We start from the raw sequence: 21,000 nt of genomic DNA, 5'->3' as shown, positions 1-21,000 counted from the left end.
TCCATCTGACTTCCTGCCGGATGGGGTTGTTTCACATGCCCCATGACGTCCATATCAAAGGGTTAAAAAAATCGGTTATCGCGAGGCTTACGGCAGTGACAGCTTTTCTCTGGCATAATTTAAAGCTTTTTCAATCACTTGCTCGATTGACATACTGGTTGAATCCAGTACCAGCGCATCTTCTGCTGGCTTTAACGGTGCAATCGCACGGTTACGGTCACGCTCATCGCGCTCTTTTATCTCGGATAAAAGGCGTTCAAAGTTAACACTAAAGCCTTTCTCCTGCAACTGTAGCATACGACGATGGGCTCGCTCTTCAGAGCTGGCGTCCAGGAAAATTTTCACGGCGGCATCCGGAAACACGACGGTTCCCATATCGCGACCATCCGCTATTAGCCCTGGCGCCTCGCGAAATCCGCGCTGGCGACGCAGTAACGCTTCCCGCACTCGAGGGAAAGCGGCAACTTTTGAAGCCGTATTGCTGACGTCCTGAGTACGAATTTCGCTGGAGACGTTTTCACCCTCAAGGATCACTTCCATCTCGCCATCTTTTGAAACAAAGCGAACATCAAGATGCGCGGCGATCGGAACCAGCGCTTCTTCAGAGGTGATATCTACATGATGATGCAATGCGGCCAGCGCCAGCACGCGATAAATAGCGCCTGAATCCAGTAGATGCCAGTTAAGCGCTTCAGCCATGGCTTTGCACAAGGTTCCCTTACCGGCACCGCCTGGACCATCAATAGTGATCACCTGGGCTATAGGCGTCATGTCGTTCTCCTGTCGGTGGAATGCCTGTCTAACCTGCTCAGGCAAATTTCGACGCATATTATACGCGGCTAAAGCCCCGATCGTTACCCCTTAAGCATAGACGTGCTGAAATTAATCGACAGGCGAATGAGGATTAAACAAAAAAACAGATCTTCAGAGCGTGAGATAGCTCGCATCCCGCTGCACCAGAATGCAGCGGGATGGCTAACTTATGCGGGCTGGCTAAGACGAGCAAGCTGCTCGAAATAGTCAGGGAAAGTCTTGGCGGTGCATTTTGGATCGAGGATAGTAACAGGCGTATCAGACAGCGCCACCAGCGAGAAACACATTGCCATACGATGATCGTTATAGGTGCCGATTTCGGCATACGTTAACGTTTCAGGTGGCGTTACGCGAATGTAATCGTACCCTTCTTCTACTTCCGCGCCAACCTTACGAAGTTCAGTCGCCATGGCGGCCAGACGGTCCGTCTCTTTTACGCGCCAGTTATAAATATTGCGCATTACCGTGGTGCCTTTGGCAAACAGCGCAGCGGTAGCAATAGTCATTGCGGCATCAGGAATATGATTCATATCCAGATCGATAGCGTTCAGGTCGCCGCGCGTACAGGCGATATAGTCGTCGCCCCATTCAATAACCGCGCCCATTTTTTCCAGCACGTCAGCAAAGCGGATATCGCCCTGCATGCTGCCGCGGCCAATCCCCGTGACTTTAACCGTACCGCCTTTAATGGCGGCTGCGGCAAGGAAATAGGAGGCAGAAGAAGCGTCGCCTTCCACCAGGTAATCGCCTGGCGAAACGTAATTCTGGCAGCCCTTGATATGAAATACACCGTAATTATCGTTTTCCACCGTCACGCCAAAGGCCCGCATCAGATTAAGCGTGATATCTATATAGGGTTTAGAAACCAGTTCCCCTTTGATAGTGATGGTCGTGTTCTGGGGAGCCAGAGGAGCCGTCATTAACAGCGCGGTTAAAAACTGGCTTGAAACCGTACCGTCAACAGCAATATTGCCGCCGCTGAAACCGCCCTTAATATGCAGCGGCGGGTAATCCTGCTGCTCAAGGTAATCCACCTGCGCGCCGCCCTGACGCAGTGCATCAACCAGATGACCAATCGGACGCTCTTTCATCCGCGGCTCACCCGTCAGTACGACATCGTTAGCGCCCAGACAAAGCGCAGCGGCCAGCGGGCGCATCGCGGTGCCCGCATTGCCTAAAAACAGCTCCAGCGGGTGTTCTGACCGTAACGGGCCACCCTGACCAACCACTTCACACTCTGTCCGGCTCTCAGAAAGCGTAAAGCTTACGCCCAGTGCCTGCAAAGCGTTAAGCATATGACGCACGTCATCGCTGTCCAGGAGGTTAGTCAGGCGAGTAGTACCTTTTGCCAGTGCTGCCAGCAACAAAGCGCGGTTGGAAACGCTTTTTGAACCAGGCAGATTAACGGTGCCGTTTACCAGCGCGACAGGTTGTAAAGTCAGGGATTCCTGCATGTGAAACTTATTCTCCAGATAAAATGCGATAAAACCCCGCGCTATGGCGAGGTTTCAGTATCAAAACCGGGTAAAAGGTTTAACCGTGACGACGTTCAAAATCCGTCATAAAATCGGTCAGCGCTTTTACGCCTGCCAGCGGCATTGCGTTGTAAATTGAAGCGCGCATGCCGCCCACCGCACGGTGGCCTTTTAGGGCGTGTAAACCGGCGGCAAAGGATTCCTCAAGAAAAACTTTATCCAGCGCCGTGTCCGCCAGCTGGAAAGGCACATTCATGCGTGAACGGTTCGCGATGGCGACATCATTACGATAAAAATCGCTGTTATCGATAACGCCATAAAGCAGATCGGCCTTAGCCTGATTACGCTTGTCCATCTCTGCCACGCCGCCCTGCTCTTTCAGCCACTTAAATACCAGGCCAGAAAGATACCATGCAAAGGTTGGCGGCGTATTAAACATAGAGTCGTTTTCGCTTAACACCTTGTAGTCAAGAATGGACGGCAGCGCTTTCTGAGCATGGCCCAGCAAATCTTCACGTACCACCACCAGCGTTAAGCCAGCGGGACCAATATTCTTCTGCGCGCCTGCGTAAAGTACGCCGTAGCGATTAATATCAAGAGGCCGTGAAAGAATGGTTGATGACAGGTCAGCTACCGCAACTTTATCACCAAAATCTGGCTCTTCGTTGATGGCTACGCCATCGATCGTTTCGTTAGGGCAATAGTGCACATAGGCTGCTTCATCTGAAAGCGCCCAGCTGCTCATCGGAGTAATCGCGCGTAGCCCGTCAAGGGTAGTCTTAACGTCAATAACATTAGGCTTACAGTATTTTTCCGCTTCTTTTACCGCGCTATGCGCCCAGTAACCGCCATCGGCATAATCCGCCGTAGTATGGTCACCCAGCAGATTCATAGGGATAGCCGCGAACTGCGCGCGCGCGCCGCCGTGGCAAAACAATACTTTGTAATTTGAGGGGATTTTCAGCAGATCGCGAAAATCACTTTCTGCTTCTACCGCAACCTGAGTGAACTCTTTACTGCGATGGCTAATCTCCATAACGGAGGTACCTAACCCCCGCCAGTTGCAGAGTTCCTGTTCGGCACGACGTAGCACTTCTACCGGCAGCATTGCTGGACCGGAGCTAAAATTGAAAACCTGGCTCATTTCCCCTCACCACTTTCAGTTCAATCGGTATCGATTCTGCTATCGGTTTTATCATTGCCATCCGGACGCTGCAATGTTTAATCAGGTCAACCGACCAGTTATGCGCCGTGCGCCGCAACAGTATGTAGCGTGAATTGCAACAGAAGCGATATTTTGTGAGGCCCTTCCAGCGGAGTTATTTTCATACCGGATCTCAGAGAGCGGAAATGCCACAATAGCCGGGATAAAACATTTCGTCGCATAGCGAACCTACGGGAAACCCCGTATCATTGCGCGCTTTCGACACAACCCAAAATGAGTGGGCACTATGACGCAAACCTATATTCCAGGCAAAGATGCCGCACTGGAAGACTCTATCTCACGCTTCCAGCAAAAATTACAGGATCTGGGCTTCAATATCGAAGAAGCTTCCTGGTTGAACCCGGTTCCTCACGTCTGGTCCGTGCATATTCGTGACCGTGACTGTCCGCTTTGCTTCACTAACGGCAAGGGTGCCAGCAAAAAAGCGGCGTTGGCTTCCGCGCTGGGTGAATATTTTGAGCGCCTGTCAACAAACTACTTTTTTGCAGATTTCTGGTTAGGCAACACTATCGCTAACGGCGACTTTGTCCATTATCCGAATGAAAAGTGGTTCCCGTTACCGGATGACGATAGCCTGCCGGAAGGCATTCTGGATCCGCGCCTGAAAGATTTTTACGATCCGGAAGCCTCTCTGAACGCCAGCGATTTAATCGATCTGCAGTCTGGTAACGCCGCGCGCGGTATTTGCGGCCTGCCCTTCACGCGTCAGTCTGACCAGGAGACGGTTTATATTCCGATGAACATCATCGGTAATCTCTATGTTTCTAACGGCATGTCAGCGGGCAATACCGCTAACGAAGCGCGCGTACAGGGGCTGTCCGAAGTTTTCGAGCGCTATATCAAAAACCGCATTATCGCCGAGTCAATCAGCCTGCCCGTGATTCCACAGGACGTGCTTAACCGTTATCCGGGCGTAGTGGAATCGATTGAAAAGCTGGAAGCAGAAGGATTCCCGATCTTCTCTTATGATGCCTCGCTCGGCGGCAATTATCCGGTGATCTGCGTAGTCTTGTTCAACCCGCAAAACGGCACCTGCTTCGCTTCCTTTGGCGCGCACCCTGACTTCGGCGTAGCGCTGGAGCGTACCGTAACCGAACTGCTTCAGGGACGTGGGCTGAAAGATCTGGATGTCTTTACCCCACCGACCTTTGACGATGAAGAAGTGGCTGAGCACGCTAATCTGGAAACCCACTTTATCGATTCCAGCGGCCTGATCTCCTGGGATATGTTCAAAGACGACGCGGACTATCCGTTTGTTGACTGGAGCTTTGCCGGATCGACCGAAGAAGAATTTGCCACGCTGATGGCAATATTCAACGCGGAAGATAAAGAAGTTTATATCGCAGATTATCAACACCTTGACGTTTATGCCTGCCGTATTATCGTTCCCGGCATGTCTGATATTTATCCTGCGGAAGATCTGTTGCTGGCCAATAACAGCATGGGCGCCTATTTGCGAGAAACGCTGCTTTCTCTGCCTGACAGCCAGTGGGAAAAAGAAGATTATCTTGCACTGATCGAGCGTCTGGACGAAGACGGCCACGATGACTTTACTCGCGTACGCGAATTGCTGGGCCTGGCAACGGGTAAAGATAACGGCTGGTATACGCTGCGTATTGGCGAACTGAAAGCCATGCTGGCACTGGCAGGCGGTGATATCGATCAGGCGCTAATCTGGACAGAGTGGACGATGGAATTCAACGCTTCTATCTTTACGCCAGAGCGGGCTAACTACTATCGCTGCCTGCAAACGCTGCTGCTGCTAAGCCAGGAAGATGAACGCGATCCTGTGCAATATCACCATGCATTTGTCCGTATGTATGGTCAGGAAGCCGTAGATGCCGCTTCCGCCGCCATTAGCGGCGAAGCGCCTTTTTATGGTTTGCAGAGCGTGGATGAAGATTTGCTGGCCTTCCCGGCGCATCAGGCGCTACTCGCAGCCTACGAGAAGCTGCAGCAGGCTAAGCGTCGCTACTGGAAATAATTTTTTAGCCCGCCAGAACAGGCGGGCTTTTTAAGACCAGCTTTAACCAGACTTAAATATTAATTTTATTTAAGATTAGAAAAGATTGCCGGATTATTTCTGCAAAAATAAAAAACGCCGATATATTAGAATAAGGTTGCCGGGCGCGCTCCATTAAGCCTTAAAAAATATATAGCTACTTTAAAATTTATTTTAAGCTTTATTATCAATAATTTAAGAAAAAAATAAGCTTTTCTTCCCTGTTCGAAACGGCAATGTACCGTTTCAATATGATCTATATCAATTTTCCTGCCGTACTCCTTTGTTATTATTTCATCGTTCAATAATTTCAGGAGAAGTTAGTGTGAAAGCTGGCAATCCGTTCGATTTACTCCTGCCGTCTGAAATGGCTAAAGTCGCTGAAGAAGCGGGCGTCTATAAAGCAGCAAAACACCCTTTTACCACTTTTTTTCTGGCTATCACCGCGGGCGTATTTATTTCCATCGCTTTTGTTTTTTATATCACTGCCACCACCGGCACGGAAACCATGCCGTATGGCGTGGCAAAACTGATCGGCGGCCTGTGCTTCTCTCTGGGGCTGATGCTGGTGGTGGTGTGCGGGGCAGACTTGTTTACCTCGACCGTTCTGACCATGGTGGCGAAAGCCAGCGGACGCATTACGTGGGGGCAGCTGGCCCGTAACTGGATTAACGTTTATATCGGGAATTTCTTTGGCGCGATGTTTTTTGTCGGGCTGATCTGGTTTGCTGGCCAGTATATGGTGGCAAATGGTGCATGGGGGTTAAATGTTCTGCAAACGGCTGACCATAAAATGCACCATACTTTTCTTGAAGCCGTCTGTCTCGGCACGCTCGCAAACCTGATGGTATGCATGGCGGTCTGGATGAGCTATTCCGGGCGCAGCCTGACGGACAAAATGTTGGCTATGGTGTTGCCGGTTGCCATGTTCGTTGCCAGCGGGTTTGAGCACAGCATTGCCAATATGTTCATGATCCCCATGGCTATCGTTATCAAAGACTTCGCTTCGCCAGCTTTCTGGCAAGCCACCGGGACAACAGCGGCACACTTTTCAGATCTGACGGTCATTAATTTTATTATCGATAATCTTATCCCCGTCACCCTCGGCAATATTATCGGCGGTGGGCTGCTGGTCGGCCTGACGTACTGGGTTATCTATTTGCGGGACGGCGATCATCACTGATTGCCAGCAACAGGATTTGACCTTGCTGCCAGGCAGCAGGAATAAAAGAACTTCATTTAAAAGGTGATCACATGAGCGAGCAAAATGTAAACCAGGCAGCTGCCTGGGCAGGCTTTGCACAAGGCGAATGGCAGAACAGCATCAACGTCCGTGACTTCATTCAAAAAAACTATACTCCCTATGAAGGTGACGAAGCATTTTTGAGTGGCGCGACACCGGCAACCACGGCCCTGTGGGATAAGGTGATGGAAGGCATTAAGCTGGAAAACCGTACCCATGCGCCGGTGGATTTTGATACCGATCTGGCTTCCACCATTACCTCTCATGACGCCGGTTATATCGATCGCAAACTGGAAACCATTGTTGGCTTACAAACTGAAGCGCCTCTTAAGCGCGCCCTGATCCCTTTTGGCGGCATCAAAATGGTGGAAGGCTCCTGTAAAGTTTACGGACGCGAACTGGATGCCGGCCTGAAAAAGGTTTTTACCGAATACCGTAAAACACATAACCAGGGCGTTTTCGATGTTTATACGCCCGACATTCTGCGCTGCCGTAAATCGGGTGTATTAACCGGGCTGCCGGATGCTTATGGTCGCGGCCGCATTATCGGTGACTATCGTCGCGTTGCCCTTTACGGCATCGACAGGTTGATGAAAGACAAGTTTGCTCAGTTCACTTCACTGCAAAGCGATCTTGAAAATGGCGTTAACCTTGAAGCGACTATCCGCCTGCGCGAAGAAATTGCCGATCAGCATCGTGCGCTGCAGCAGATTAAAGAGATGGCTGCAAAATATGGCTGCGATATTTCTGAACCAGCGAAAAGCGCTCAGGAAGCCGTACAGTGGACCTACTTTGGTTATCTGGCCGCGGTCAAATCGCAAAACGGCGCGGCAATGTCGTTTGGCCGCGTTTCTACGTTCCTTGATATCTATATTGAACGCGATCTGCAGGCTGGCAAAATCACCGAGCAGGACGCTCAGGAGCTGATTGACCATCTGGTAATGAAACTGCGTATGGTTCGCTTCCTGCGCACGCCAGAGTATGACGAACTCTTCTCCGGCGACCCTATCTGGGCGACAGAGTCACTGGCAGGCATGGGCGTTGACGGGCGTACGCTGGTCACTAAAAACAGCTTCCGCTTCCTGAATACGCTTTACACGATGGGCCCCTCACCTGAGCCTAATATGACCATTCTCTGGTCTGAAAAGCTGCCGCTGAACTTTAAGAAATTTGCGGCCAAGGTTTCTATCGATACGTCATCCGTACAGTATGAGAATGACGATTTGATGCGCCCGGATTTCAATAACGACGATTACGCTATCGCCTGCTGCGTTAGCCCAATGATCGTGGGCAAACAGATGCAGTTCTTCGGTGCACGCGCCAACCTCGCTAAAACCATGCTTTACGCCATTAACGGTGGCATGGATGAAAAGCTTAAAATGCAGGTGGGCCCGAAAGAAGCGCCAATGATGGACGACGTGCTGGACTATGACAAAGTGCTGGGCCGTATGGATCACTTTATGGACTGGCTGGCAAAACAGTATGTAACCGCCCTGAACGTCATTCACTATATGCATGACAAATACAGTTACGAAGCTTCACTGATGGCGCTGCACGATCGTGACGTTTACCGCACCATGGCCTGCGGTATCGCCGGTCTGTCTGTGGCTGCCGATTCACTGTCCGCTATCAAATACGCTAAAGTTTCACCTTTACGTGATGAAGATGGCCTGGCGGTAGATTTCAAAATTGAGGGTGAATATCCGCAGTTTGGTAATAATGATGCGCGCGTGGACGATATCGCCTGCGACCTCGTCGAACGCTTTATGAAGAAAATTCAGCAGCTGCAGACCTATCGCAACGCGGTACCAACGCAGTCTGTGCTGACAATTACCTCCAACGTGGTTTACGGTAAAAAAACAGGTAATACGCCAGACGGTCGCCGCGCAGGCGCACCATTTGGCCCGGGCGCAAACCCAATGCATGGACGTGACCAGAAAGGTGCTGTCGCCTCTTTGACATCCGTAGCGAAACTGCCTTTTGCCTATGCGAAAGATGGTATCTCCTACACCTTCTCCATTGTGCCTAACGCCCTGGGTAAAGATGATGATGTCCGTAAGGCTAACCTTGCCGGTCTGATGGATGGCTATTTCCATCACGAATCCAGCATCGAAGGTGGGCAGCATCTGAATGTCAACGTCATGAACCGCGAGATGCTGCTGGAGGCGATGAACGATCCAGAGAAATATCCTCAGCTGACCATTCGTGTTTCAGGTTACGCGGTGCGTTTTAACTCCCTGACGAAAGAACAACAGCAGGATGTGATTACCCGTACCTTCACTAAAACCATGTAAAGAGTAAAAGCTCCGGGTCGCCGGAGCTTTTTTAGTCTGTTTTGCCAGCCATCTTGTGGGTCGCTGGCAAAAAAGACTTAACGCAGCTGCAGACTGCGTCCCTGCCTGAAGGCGGGATTACCGTGGAGAAAACATCGCAATGTCAGTAAAAGGCCGTATCCACTCGTTTGAATCATGCGGGACCGTTGACGGCCCCGGCATCCGCTTTATCACCTTCTTTCAGGGCTGCCTGATGCGCTGCCTCTATTGCCACAACCGTGACACCTGGGATACCCACGGCGGTCAGGAGATTACGGTTGAAGAGCTAATGAAGGAAGTGGTGACCTATCGCCACTTTATGAACGCATCGGGCGGCGGCGTTACCGCTTCCGGCGGCGAAGCCATTCTGCAGGCAGAGTTCGTGCGCAACTGGTTTCGCGCTTGCCGTGCTGAAGGAATCAATACCTGCCTGGATACCAACGGCTTTGTGCGTCGTTACGATCCGGTGATTGATGAGCTGCTGGAAGTAACCGACCTGGTAATGCTGGATTTAAAGCAGATAAACGATGACATCCATCAGATTCTGGTTGGCGTCTCTAACCATCGCACTATGGATTTTGCTCGCTATCTTGCCAAAAAGAATATTCGTACCTGGATACGCTTTGTCGTGGTGCCCGGTTATTCCGATGACGATGATTCGGCGCATCGGCTGGGTGCATTTACGCGTGATATGGGCAATGTAGAAAAAATAGAGCTGCTGCCCTATCACGAATTGGGTAAACATAAATGGCTGGCGATGGGCGAAGAGTACAAGCTTGACGGCGTGCATCCTCCCAGGACGGAAACGATGGAGCGGGTCAAGCATATCCTGGAAGAGTACGGCCACAAGGTAATGTATTAGCGAGCGGAAGAAACCCGCTCACTCTACCAAAGCCGATCAGGCATGGGCGATCGGCGTAGCGTGACGGTCGGCCTTACGTAGCAGCATAGCCAGATAAACCAGCGCTACCGTAGCAATAGTGACAAACAGCACGCGGTCGGAATAGCTTTGCATCAGCATAGAAGTAAGTGCTGGTCCGGCCAGGCTGCCGGTGGTGTAACTCAGCAGCAGCGCCTGGTTCATTGCGACCAGCTCATGGTGGGCCACTTTCTCGCATGCCCACGACATAGCGACCGGATAAAGCGTAAACCCGGCACAGCCCAGCACGAACAAGGCTGGTGCCATTGCGGCATTGCTGAGCATTGCCAGCGCGCCCAAAATCACGCCAAAGACCTGCACGCGCAGCACCAGCAGACGGCCATAGCGATCCGCAAGACGGCCAACCGGCCACTGGCCGATAATGCCTGCGCTGACCATCAAAGCCATCCAGTAGCCTACTGTTGCATCGCTCATACCCTGATGAGAAAGATAGAGCGGCATTAATCCATACAGCGAGCCAAGCAGTATCCCGGAAATAATACAGCCATTGATCCCCAGCCTGGCGCTGCGGCGGCGCAGCATGGACCACATCCGTCCGGGAGCCTCTTCGCTCTCGCCTTTTGCCGTAATTCGGGTGAAAACCAGCGGCAAAATAGCGGCAACGATAAGAGCGGTTACCCACGGCAGCGTATGCAGCAGTTCGGTAGAAATCTTGCTGACTAACAGCTGGCCGATAACCGTCGCAAGGTAGTAAACAATCATGTAGGCAGCGAGTAGTCGTCCCCGGTTGCGTAACGTGCCGCTACATAACAGAGCACTTTCCACGACGACCCAGATCAGCGCACAGCCAATGCCGGCAACGAAGCGCCAGATCGACCACATCCAGAACCCCTGTTCGAGACCCATAGCGGCCGTCGCCAGGGCGAATAAGGCTGTCGCAATATAATAGGCCTGATTAAAGCCCAGTCTCTTAATTAGCCATCCCGCCATTAATGTTCCGACCAGGTTGCCGGTAAAATAAGCGGAGCTGACGGCACCAATCTGCCAGGTAGGCAGTAAATCGTGCGTAAGCCAGAGCGGCACCAGCGTATTCAGCACGGCGACAGAAATCGTCAGCAGCAGTAAACCGCAGAGCAGCATAATAACGGGACGGGACCAGGTTGACATAGTCAGGAGACGACCAAAAGAGAGATGATTTTGCGCGAATAATGCCACCAGCCGGATTAAAGTCAACGGCCTGAATTTGGCCACCGCACAATTTGCCGTGGGCCGATTTATTTTTTTTATCCGTAAAAAGCCAAATAATGTTCAAAATGCTGAAATTAAATTTATATCATTGAAATAAAAGGAAATAAAACAAAGAGGAATTTTTAATCGATTATATTTATTGCTGGATATGACAGGCGTTAAAGCGGCAGCGTTACACCGCGACAAATAAAAAAAACCTGCGGCCGTTAAGCCACAGGTTTTTTATCAGAAAGGGAAACTAGCCGATAAACTCAAGCCCTTTCATATAAGGTCGCAGAACCTCCGGCACGGCAATACGGCCGTCCGCCTGCTGATAGTTTTCCAGCACCGCGACCAGCGTACGGCCTACAGCAAGGCCAGAACCGTTGAGCGTATGGACCAGACGCGGTTTCTTCTCGGTTTTGCTGCGGCAGCGAGCCTGCATGCGGCGCGCCTGGAAATCACCCATATTCGAACAGGATGAGATCTCACGATAGGTATCCTGCGCCGGTAACCAGACTTCCAGGTCATAAGTTTTACATGCGCCAAAGCCCATATCGCCCGTGCAGAGCAGCACTTTACGATAAGGCAGCTCAAGCAGCTGGAGAACTTTTTCGGCATGGCCGACCAGCTCTTCAAGCGCCTGCATGGAATCTTCCGGACGGGTAATCTGCACCATTTCAACTTTGTCGAACTGATGCATACGAATCAGACCGCGGGTATCACGACCATAGGCGCCGGCTTCAGAACGGAAGCATGGCGTATGGGCGGTAAACTTCAGCGGCAGCGATTCTTCTTCCAGAATTTCGTCACGGACCAGGTTGGTCAGAGGAACTTCGGCCGTTGGGATCAGCGCATAGTCGCTGGCGGAAGCTTCTTCTTCCAGTGGACGCGTATGGAAAAGATCTTCACCAAATTTTGGTAATTGTCCCGTTCCGTAAAGCGTTGCGTGGTTAACCAGATAGGGAACGTAGGTTTCCAGATAGCCGTGCTGTTCCGTGTGCAGATCCAGCATAAACTGGCTAAGCGCGCGGTGCATCAGGGCAATCTGCCCTTTCATTACCACAAAACGTGAACCAGTCAGCTTAGCGGCGACGGCAAAATCCAGACCGGCAGCCATCTCGCCCAGCTCCACGTGGTCGCGTACCGCAAAATCATACTTGCGCGGCTCGCCCCAGCGGCTGATTTCCTGATTTTCACTGTCGTCCTTGCCTGGCGGCACTTCGTCAACAGGGATATTAGGAATGGCCAGGGCCACATCACGAATGGCATTCTGTAACGCATCAAGTTCCGCTTTGGCCGCGTCCAGGCGTTCGCCCAGCGCGTTCACTTCCTGACGTAACGGCTCGATATCTTCCCCACGCGCCTTGGCCTGCCCGATAGATTTGGATCGGGAATTGCGTTCAGCCTGCAGCGTTTCGGTTTCGACCTGCAAAACCTTGCGGCGTTCTTCATGCGAGCGCAGCAGATCAACGTCCAGCTTATAGCCCCGGCGTGCCAGTTTTTCAGCGACTGCGTCTGGCTCATTACGCAGCAGATTGGGATCGAGCATGCTTGTCCTGTGATTAGTAAAAAGAGATGGGCGCATCCCGGAGAATGCGTTGAATTCCTTGCTAACCTTACCGCAAGGCGGGGGTCAGCGATAGCGTTTTGTCGGGCTATTTTGATCCTGTCCGGCAAGCCAGGCGAGCTTTTCACCAATCTTCCCTTCCAGCCCGCGAGAGGTTGGCTGGTAATAACGCGTCTGTGCCATTTCAGCCGGAAAATAGTTCTCTCCTGCGGCATAACCGCCGGGCTCATCGTGCGCATAACGATATTCTGCGCCCAGCCCCATCTCTTTCATTAGCTTCGTTGGCGCGTTGCGTAGATGCTCGGGAACATCAAAATCGGGCTTGTCGCGTGCATCACGCATCGCCGCTTTAAAAGCGGTATAGACGGCGTTGCTTTTCGGCGCGCAGGCCAGATAGACGATAGCCTGGGCGATAGCTCGTTCACCTTCCGCTGGCCCAACCCGGGTAAAGCAATCCCAGGCGGAAATCGCTACCTGCATACCCCGGGGATCGGCATTGCCAACATCTTCTGAAGCGATAGCTAACAGGCGGCGCGCGACATATAGCGGGTCGCCGCCTGCCGTAATGATTCGTGCATACCAGTAAAGTGCCGCGTCAGGCGCGGAACCGCGCACCGATTTATGTAGCGCTGAAATCAGGTTGTAAAAGCGATCGCCTTTATTATCGAAGCGGGCGCTCCGCTCGCCGGATACTTCAGTAAGCAGTTGTGGCGTCAGGATACGCTGGCCTTTGCTATCCGCTTCTGCCATATCGGCCATCATTTCCAGCGTGTTCAGTGAACGACGAGCATCGCCATTTACCAGCTCGGCTATCATCCTGCGGGTATCATCCGGCAGGATGATATTCTGCTTACCGTAGCCCCGCTCGCCATCTTTCATCGCCTGATCCAGGACCTGCTCAATATCTTCAGTGGTCAGAGACTTCAGCAGATAAACGCGCGCGCGGGAAAGCAATGCAGAATTTAGCTCAAATGAGGGATTCTCAGTAGTGGCACCGATAAAAGTGATAGTGCCATCTTCAATATGCGGCAGAAACGCATCCTGCTGGCTTTTATTAAAGCGATGAACCTCATCAACAAACAGAATGGTACGCCGTCCGGCATGACGACTTTGCCGCGCTCGCTCAATCGCCTCCCGAATTTCCTTGATGCCGGAGGTAACAGCGGAGATGCGCTCAACGTCAGCCTGGCCGTAGTGACCAATAATCTCCGCCAGCGTGGTTTTACCCGTGCCTGGCGGCCCCCAGAGGATCATCGAATGCAGATGTCCGGCTTCGATAGCGCGCGGCAAAGGTTTGCCGGAAGCCAGCAGATGCTGCTGTCCGATATATTCAGCCAGCGTCCGAGGCCGCATGCGCGCGGCCAGGGGTTGAAACTCGTTATGGGAAAAATCCAGAGACAGGTTGCTCACGCTGACCTCACTGACGTTGATCGTCCAGCGTCACGCCTTTTGGCGGAGTGAAGCGGAATTTATCAGGATTAACCGCGCCGTTTTGCTGGCTTTTCAGGCTGTAGCTGCTGCGCTGACCATCCTGCTCCACCGCGCTGAACTGGTTAATGGTACCGTTGGTTGAAACGTTAATCGTAAACTGTTTCAGGTTGCCGTCGGTCGATTTTGGCGTCAGCTCAAAGTTGTCACCAAGCTGCTTAATGTTGTACTGCTTCCAGTCGCTGCGCTGGTTACGAGCGATCAGCATAAATGGCGTATTGCTGGTGGCGTCTTTCAACCAGGTCGCGCTGACCTGCTCAACAAACGGGTTGTAAAACCACAGGGTTTTGCCATCGGAAATCAGTACGCTTTCATCGGGCGCGGTCATGTGCCAGTTGAATAAATCGGGACGTTTTACCCACAGCTCGCCTTCCCCATCCTGAACGGACTGGCCGCTGCCGTCGGTAACTTTTTGGGTAAAGCTGGCATGAAAACTGGTTACTTTATCCAGGCGCTGCTGTAAATCAGCAGAGGCATCGGCCATGACGCTGGCAGAAGCAAAAGAAGCAAGCAGGCAGCATGTGATCGTCAATTTTTTCATTTACGGCATCCTTATTGAAACTTTTTTATCCCGGTTAGCGGGCAGCCTTAACTGTAGCCAGGCGGCAGAGATAACAACAGGGGAATTAGCTGATTACACGGATATGATATGGAGACAATCGCTGGAAATTCAACGGGCCGGATAATCCGGCCCGTTGGTTACGCGTTACATCTCATGCGGCGGCGGTGAAAGCACTTCGCGATTGCCGTTGTGGCCCGGCGGCGAAACTATGCTCTGCGCTTCCATCTGTTCAATAATGCGTGCCGCTCGGTTATAACCGATGCGGAACTGCCGCTGAACGCCAGATATCGAGGCGCGACGTTTTTCAACAACAAACGACACAGCCTGATCGAAAAGCGGATCGAGTTCTTCGTCGCCATCAAGTCCCATGGCAGCGCTTTCACTCTCTTCGCCCGCAGTGATGCTTTCTATATACTGCGGACGACCGCGAGCTTTCCAGTCCTGAACCACTGCATGCACTTCCTCATCCCTGACGAAAGCACCGTGCACGCGTACCGGCATTGAGGAGTTTGGCGGCATATACAGCATATCGCCCATACCCAGCAGCGATTCGGCACCGCCCTGATCGAGGATCGTACGCGAGTCGATCTTGCTGGAAACCGTAAAGGCAATACGAGTTGGAATGTTGGCTTTAATCAGGCCGGTGATGACATCTACCGACGGGCGCTGCGTTGCCAGTACAAGGTGAATACCTGCCGCACGCGCCTTCTGTGCCAGACGGGCAATCAGCTCTTCCACTTTTTTGCCTACCGCCATCATCAGATCGGCAAACTCGTCAACCAGCACCACGATATAAGGCAGCTTTTCCAGCATTGGCGGCGACGTTTCCATGCTGTCGCCCGGCTTCCAGAACGGATCCGGAATCGGACGCCCCATCTCTTCCGCCAGCCTGACCTTCTCGTTATAGCCAGCCAGATTACGCACGCCCAGCGCAGACATAAGCTTATAGCGGCGCTCCATTTCGCCCACGCTCCAGCGCAATGCGTTAGCCGCGTCCTTCATGTCGGTAACCACTTCTGTTAACAGATGCGGAATACCTTCATAAACCGACAGCTCAAGCATTTTCGGGTCGATCATGATAAAGCGCACTTCTTCCGGCGTGGCTTTATAGAGCATGCTGATAATCATGGCGTTTACGCCAACGGATTTACCCGAGCCGGTAGTACCCGCTACCAGTAAATGCGGCATTTTTGCCAGGTCGGCCACGACCGGCTCTCCAGCGATATCCTTACCCAACACCACGGAAAGCGGCGAAGGATTATCGCGGAACATGTCGCATTCCAGTACTTCACGCATATAGACGGTCTGGCGATGCTTATTAGGCAATTCAAGACCCACATACGGCTTACCGGGAATAACTTCCACGACGCGTACCGCTACTGCGGAAAGCGAACGGGCCAAATCGCGTGACAGATTAGAAATACGAGCAGCCTTAACGCCAGGTGCCAGATCCAGTTCAAACCGTGTAATAACCGGTCCTGGAGAGATACCCACGACTTCTGCTTTGACGCGATAGTCGCCCAGGCGAGCTTCAACCAGCCGTGCCGTTTGCTCAAGCGCAAACATATCTACCGGCTCGGCTTCCGCTGGTGGAGCCGTCAGCAAGTCCAGCGTTGGCAGTGGCGTGGTTGGTTTTTCCAGCGGCTGCTCATGACGCACCAGGAATGGGTGGAACAGGCTATCTTCCACCTTTATTTCTGGCGCAGGCTCCGGTTGCTGTACTGGCTGCTGCCACGAAGGGGTAGCTGGCTGCTCAGGTTCCTGCTGCGGTGCTGATCGCTGCCACGAAGGTGTAGCTGGCTGCTCAGGCTCCTGCTGCGGTGCTGGTCGCTGCCACGAAGGAGCGGCTGGCTGCTCAGGTTCCTGCTGTGGTGCTGGCCGCTGCCACGAAGGTGTAGCTGGCTGAGCCTGCTGCCGTGCTGGCTGCTGCCACGAAGGGATAGCTGGCTGTACAGGCTCCTGCTGTGGCGCTGGTCGCTGCCACGAAGGTGTAGCTGGCTGTACAGGCTCCTGCTGTGGGGCTGGCTGCTGCCACGAAGGTGCGGCTGGCTGCACAGGCTCCTGCTGTGGCGCTGGCCGCTGCCATGACGGTGTAGCTGGCTGTACAGGCTCCTGCTGCGGTGCTGATCGCTGCCACGAAGGAGCGGCTGGCTGCTCAGGTTCCTGCTGCTGCGCTGGCCGCTGCCATGACGGTGTAGCTGGCTGTACAGGCTCCTGCTGCGAGGCTGGCTGCTGCCATGATGGTATAGCTGGCTGCTCAGGTTCCTGCTGTGGTGCTGGCCGCTGCCATGACGGTGTAGCTGGCTGCTCAGGTTCCTGCTGCTGCGCTGGCTGCTGCCACGACGGTGCTGGTTTGACTGGCTCCGCCGCAGCTGATGACGTAAACGAAGCGCCTTCGACTTTAGCCGCCTCTTCCGCCGGTAAGAAATCAAAAGCACCCGCGGTATTTGCTACCATCGCCGAGGTACTTCGCTGCCCGGCATAGCGCTCGCTCTGCTGCCCGGCAAACTGGCGGGCAAGCTCGGCCTGATGTCGGATTTCTTCCTCATCTTCCGCACTTGCTTCAGCCGCAGCCGGTTCCCCATAGCGAGCCTGTTGTTGAGCATCGAAAGCCTCGCGCAGATGCGTTTCATCCTGCTGCTCTGCTTCAGAATCAACGGCCTGCTGCAGGCGCTGCTCTTCTTCCTTCGCCTTTTCCTCTGCAATACGCTGCGACGGCAGTTTAATACCGTAGGAAGCTAATTCGCGGCGGGTGGGAAGCTTAACGGGATTAGGCCGCGGTAACGCTGGCCCGATTCCCTGCTTCACCTGCGGATTAGTGGTTTCACTGGTAGCGCTGAAGCCAGGCATAAAGGCCGCCGAGGCTACAGCACTCGCTTGCGCTACATTAGCCGCATGCGGTTCTATCTCAGTGGAATGAGTAGCTTGCGGCGTAGAAAAATCAAAAGGTGAAGCCGAGGCTTCCTGCCAGTTACCCATGCGCGGAGCATCATCTTCTTCAGCAACGGGCACGGTTGGTGCAGGTGTCTCTGCCGGCACTTCAAAACGATAAAGTTCCGGGGCTTTGACGGCCGAAAATGCCTGTTCAGTATGCGTGGAGGCGGGAGCAGCTGCCGATGATACCGGGGTTGATGCTGCCAAGGTCGCCGTAGCCGCACCCTGTGCTGCAGCTGTATGGGAAGCTACAGCAGCCGGAGCAGCCGGAGCAGCCGGAGCAGCCGGAGCAGCCGGAGCAGCCGGAGCAGCCGGAGCAGCCGGAGCAGCCGCAGGCTTGCTTAACAGCGGGTCGCTGTCATCATCTTCATAAAAATTTGCTGACTGATTTAATAGCACATCGTCTTCTTCACGACGCGCGCTTTTCTTTAAAACAGGTGCCGGTTCATGTTCTTCGTCATCGTACTCTTCCTGCCAACGCTCTTCATCACGTGAACGGTTGCTGGCAAAGGTCAATATGCCCATGACCGCCGCGCCAATTTTTTCAGCAATGGTCAGCCACGACCAGCCTGTATACAGCGTCACACTCGCAGCCCAAACGCAAAGAAGCGTTAACGTGCCGCCTGCCGGACTAAACCAGGGGGCCATGGCGTTGCTTAACAGGCTGCCGATAACGCCGCCGGAGGCAAAATACCAGATATCATCAGCATTTAGCGCAGCAAGACCACAAGAAGTGACTACCAGCGCCAGTACGCCAATCAGGCGCAGCGCAACGGCAAAGTAGTCAATATAGTCCTGCGAATGTCGCTGACGAAAGGTAATCCAGCATAGCCCGAGGATAACAGGAGGAATGGCATAGGCCATGACGCCAAAAATGAAAAATAGCGTATCGGCCAGCCACGCGCCCGGACTGCCACCCAGATTGTGGATTGGTTCATGCCAGGCGGTTTGCGACCAGCTGGGATCGGAAGGGTTAAAGCTCAACAACGCTACCATCAGATAGACGGCAAAAAGAGCAACAACGATCAACAATGCTTCCAGCAGCCGACGACTACTGCTTAACGGCTGTAAGGACACTTCTTTATCTTCTGTGTATTCCTGGCTCAAGAGTACTCTCCAGGTGCCTGTAAACTATGGAGGCAACAGCGTCGGGCAAGCCCGACGCTGAACCTGTATGAATTCACAGGAGTGTACCGAAAACTACCAGGTTTTGCACCTGCCCTGTGTTACCGTGTCTTAATGACTAACCGGTTACTTTGTTTCACTTCTTCCATCACGACATAGGTCCGCGTATCGTTTACGCCCGGCAGGCGCAGCAGGGTTTCACCCAGTAATTTACGATAGGCCGACATATCCGGCACGCGCGTTTTCAACAAATAGTCGAAATCGCCTGAAACAAGATGACACTCTTGAGTTTCCTCAAGTTTTTGCACCGCGGCGTTAAATTGCTCAAACACGTCAGGCGCACCACGATTCAGAGTAATCTCAACGAATACCAACAGCGACGCATCCAGATAGTGTGGATTCAGCTGGGCGGTATAGCCAAGGATAAACCCCTGTCTTTCAAGACGACGTACACGCTCAAGGCATGGTGTAGGTGATAAACCTACGCGTTTGGAAAGCTCGACGTTTGAGATGCGTCCATCCTTCTGCAGTTCGTTAAGGATGTTGCGATCGATCCTGTCGAGATCTTTTCCAGGCCGTTTTTTATTGTCTACCATTATTATTGTCTCTCTAAATGCCTTCCCTTGACCTGCCATACCCTGAACAAGGTTACTCCGTTACAGGGCTGTTCTAAGTGAAGTCTGGAGCCTGCTGCGGTTTATCACGCCCATCCGTATGACGCATGTTGTCTGTCCACACCATGCGTCATGACCAATGACAGACTGAGTTCATCCGGCCACGGAGGACAGAGAGAACCTGTCCTGTCAGCCTGAATGCCCTCTGCTTCCTACACTGTTTTCGCAAAAGCGCAGCCGATTGTCAAAGTAAAACAACTAAAATCAGTACAACATGCCAGATGTGACGCTGCGTAACTGTTTTATAATGGAAAATTTACCGTACTGCACCATCTTGCGACCCGGATTGCCCCACTATGGCGCAGCGTTCGGGAGCAAATTGGTTAAACCTTTTACAACCATTGCTAACAAAATCGCAGAATGCTTTTTTTGCCGCGGCAAATTCCCTACAATCAGCAAATGGTTGTCAATTCGAGAGGGTCTCATGAGCAAGGCCAGACACAGTAAATTACTTATTTTAGGTTCCGGTCCCGCAGGTTATACCGCAGCCGTTTATGCGGCACGCGCCAACCTGAATCCAGTGCTGATTACCGGCCTGGAGAAAGGCGGCCAGCTGACCACGACGACAGAAGTAGAAAACTGGCCGGGCGATCCGCACGATCTAACCGGGCCGGGCCTGATGGAACGTATGCACGAACATGCGACAAAATTTAATACCGAAATTATTTTCGATCATATTCACGACGTCGATTTGCAAAACCGCCCTTTCCGCTTGACGGGCGACAGCGGCGAATACACTGCTGACGCATTGATCATCGCAACCGGTGCTTCAGCCCGCTATCTTGGCCTGCCGTCTGAAGAAGAATTTAAAGGCCGTGGCGTTTCAGCCTGTGCGACCTGTGACGGTTTTTTCTACCGTAACCAGAAAGTCGCGGTGATCGGCGGCGGTAATACGGCGGTAGAAGAAGCGCTTTATCTGGCGAACATTGCTGCAGAAGTGCATCTGATTCACCGTCGTGACAGCTTCCGGGCAGAAAAGATCCTTATTGACCGGCTGATGGAAAAAGTGCGCAACGGCAACATCGTGCTGCACACTAACCAGACGCTGGATGAAGTCCTGGGCGACCAGATGGGCGTTAGCTCACTGCGTCTACGCTCAACGCTTGATGATTCGCAGAAAGAGCTGAGCGTAGCGGGTCTGTTCGTGGCTATTGGTCACAGCCCAAATACGGCTATTTTTAAAGATCAGCTTGAGCTGGAAAATGGCTATATCAAGGTGCAGTCCGGCCTGCATGGCAACGCTACGCAAACCAGCATTCCCGGCGTCTTCGCTGCAGGTGACGTGATGGACCATATCTATCGCCAGGCGATTACCTCGGCCGGAACAGGCTGTATGGCCGCCCTGGATGCCGAACGCTATCTGGATGGTCTGGTTAAAGAGTCTCAGTAATTTGTTACAAGCCTGATGCTATCTTGCCAGAGGCGACCCCGGACGGGTCGCCTTTTTCATTTCTGCGCGGTACCATTACC

General features: G+C 52.8%; 13 protein-coding genes and 2 pseudogenes. 5 read left to right on the top strand and 10 right to left on the bottom strand.

Annotated elements, in window-relative coordinates; all coding sequences use genetic code 11:
- Nucleotides 1-87: 87 nt before the first annotated feature.
- The 3 genes from cmk to serC form a co-directional block, all read right to left on the bottom strand.
- Nucleotides 88-771, bottom strand: coding sequence for a (d)CMP kinase (gene cmk, locus KUE00_RS14180; RefSeq protein WP_246760539.1), 684 nt, complete (start codon nucleotides 769-771; stop codon nucleotides 88-90).
- Between the two features lie 209 nt (nucleotides 772-980).
- Nucleotides 981-2,267, bottom strand: coding sequence for a 3-phosphoshikimate 1-carboxyvinyltransferase (gene aroA / locus KUE00_RS14175; RefSeq protein ID WP_246760538.1), 1,287 nt, complete (start codon nucleotides 2,265-2,267; stop codon nucleotides 981-983).
- A 79-nt stretch (nucleotides 2,268-2,346) separates the two neighbouring features.
- Nucleotides 2,347-3,432, bottom strand: coding sequence for a 3-phosphoserine/phosphohydroxythreonine transaminase (gene serC, locus KUE00_RS14170; RefSeq protein ID WP_246760537.1), 1,086 nt, complete (start codon nucleotides 3,430-3,432; stop codon nucleotides 2,347-2,349).
- Between the two features lie 307 nt (nucleotides 3,433-3,739).
- Between serC and ycaO the strand changes: the two genes are divergently transcribed.
- From ycaO to pflA, 4 genes are all read left to right on the top strand, one after another.
- On the top strand, nucleotides 3,740-5,497 hold the full coding sequence (ycaO, locus tag KUE00_RS14165) for a 30S ribosomal protein S12 methylthiotransferase accessory factor YcaO (RefSeq protein WP_246760536.1): 1,758 nt from the start codon (nucleotides 3,740-3,742) through the stop codon (nucleotides 5,495-5,497).
- Between the two features lie 343 nt (nucleotides 5,498-5,840).
- Entirely contained in the window at nucleotides 5,841-6,698 is an 858-nt protein-coding gene (gene focA / locus KUE00_RS14160; protein ID WP_246760535.1) for a formate transporter FocA, read from the top strand.
- A gap of 71 nt (nucleotides 6,699-6,769) precedes the next feature.
- The gene (gene pflB, locus KUE00_RS14155) at nucleotides 6,770-9,052 is read left to right on the top strand and encodes a formate C-acetyltransferase (protein WP_246760534.1); all 2,283 of its coding nucleotides are present in this window, start codon (nucleotides 6,770-6,772) and stop codon (nucleotides 9,050-9,052) included.
- A gap of 139 nt (nucleotides 9,053-9,191) precedes the next feature.
- Nucleotides 9,192-9,932 carry a pyruvate formate lyase 1-activating protein gene (gene pflA / locus KUE00_RS14150; protein ID WP_246760533.1) on the top strand — a complete coding sequence of 247 codons (741 nt, stop codon included), beginning with the start codon at nucleotides 9,192-9,194 and terminating at the stop codon, nucleotides 9,930-9,932.
- Between the two features lie 36 nt (nucleotides 9,933-9,968).
- On the opposite strand, the gene KUE00_RS14145 is transcribed toward pflA, so the two are convergent.
- From KUE00_RS14145 to lrp, 7 genes and pseudogenes are all read right to left on the bottom strand, one after another.
- Entirely contained in the window at nucleotides 9,969-11,117 is a 1,149-nt protein-coding gene (locus KUE00_RS14145) for an MFS transporter (RefSeq protein WP_246760600.1), read from the bottom strand.
- 319 nt (nucleotides 11,118-11,436) lie between these two features.
- Entirely contained in the window at nucleotides 11,437-12,729 is a 1,293-nt protein-coding gene (gene serS / locus KUE00_RS14140) for a serine--tRNA ligase (protein ID WP_246760532.1), read from the bottom strand.
- Between the two features lie 84 nt (nucleotides 12,730-12,813).
- Nucleotides 12,814-14,157, bottom strand: a complete 1,344-nt coding sequence (locus KUE00_RS14135; RefSeq protein WP_246760531.1) for a replication-associated recombination protein A — start codon at nucleotides 14,155-14,157, stop codon at nucleotides 12,814-12,816.
- 7 nt (nucleotides 14,158-14,164) lie between these two features.
- The gene (gene lolA / locus KUE00_RS14130; protein WP_246760530.1) at nucleotides 14,165-14,776 is read right to left on the bottom strand and encodes an outer membrane lipoprotein periplasmic chaperone LolA; all 612 of its coding nucleotides are present in this window, start codon (nucleotides 14,774-14,776) and stop codon (nucleotides 14,165-14,167) included.
- 165 nt (nucleotides 14,777-14,941) lie between these two features.
- Nucleotides 14,942-17,116: pseudogene (locus KUE00_RS21975) on the bottom strand (DNA translocase FtsK); the annotation flags it as partial.
- Between the two features lie 435 nt (nucleotides 17,117-17,551).
- Nucleotides 17,552-18,838: pseudogene (locus KUE00_RS21970) on the bottom strand (DNA translocase FtsK 4TM domain-containing protein); the annotation flags it as partial.
- 119 nt (nucleotides 18,839-18,957) lie between these two features.
- Nucleotides 18,958-19,452, bottom strand: coding sequence for a leucine-responsive transcriptional regulator Lrp (gene lrp / locus KUE00_RS14120; RefSeq protein ID WP_006118610.1), 495 nt, complete (start codon nucleotides 19,450-19,452; stop codon nucleotides 18,958-18,960).
- A gap of 502 nt (nucleotides 19,453-19,954) precedes the next feature.
- Between lrp and trxB the strand changes: the two genes are divergently transcribed.
- Nucleotides 19,955-20,920 (top strand): thioredoxin-disulfide reductase, encoded by a 966-nt coding sequence (gene trxB / locus KUE00_RS14115; RefSeq protein ID WP_246760528.1) that lies wholly within the window; start codon nucleotides 19,955-19,957, stop codon nucleotides 20,918-20,920.
- Nucleotides 20,921-21,000 lie beyond the last annotated feature (80 nt).

Source organism: Erwinia phyllosphaerae, assembly GCF_019132875.1.
Classification (GTDB): Bacteria; Pseudomonadota; Gammaproteobacteria; order Enterobacterales; family Enterobacteriaceae; genus Erwinia; species Erwinia phyllosphaerae.
This window is presented reverse-complemented; position numbering and strand designations above follow the sequence as displayed.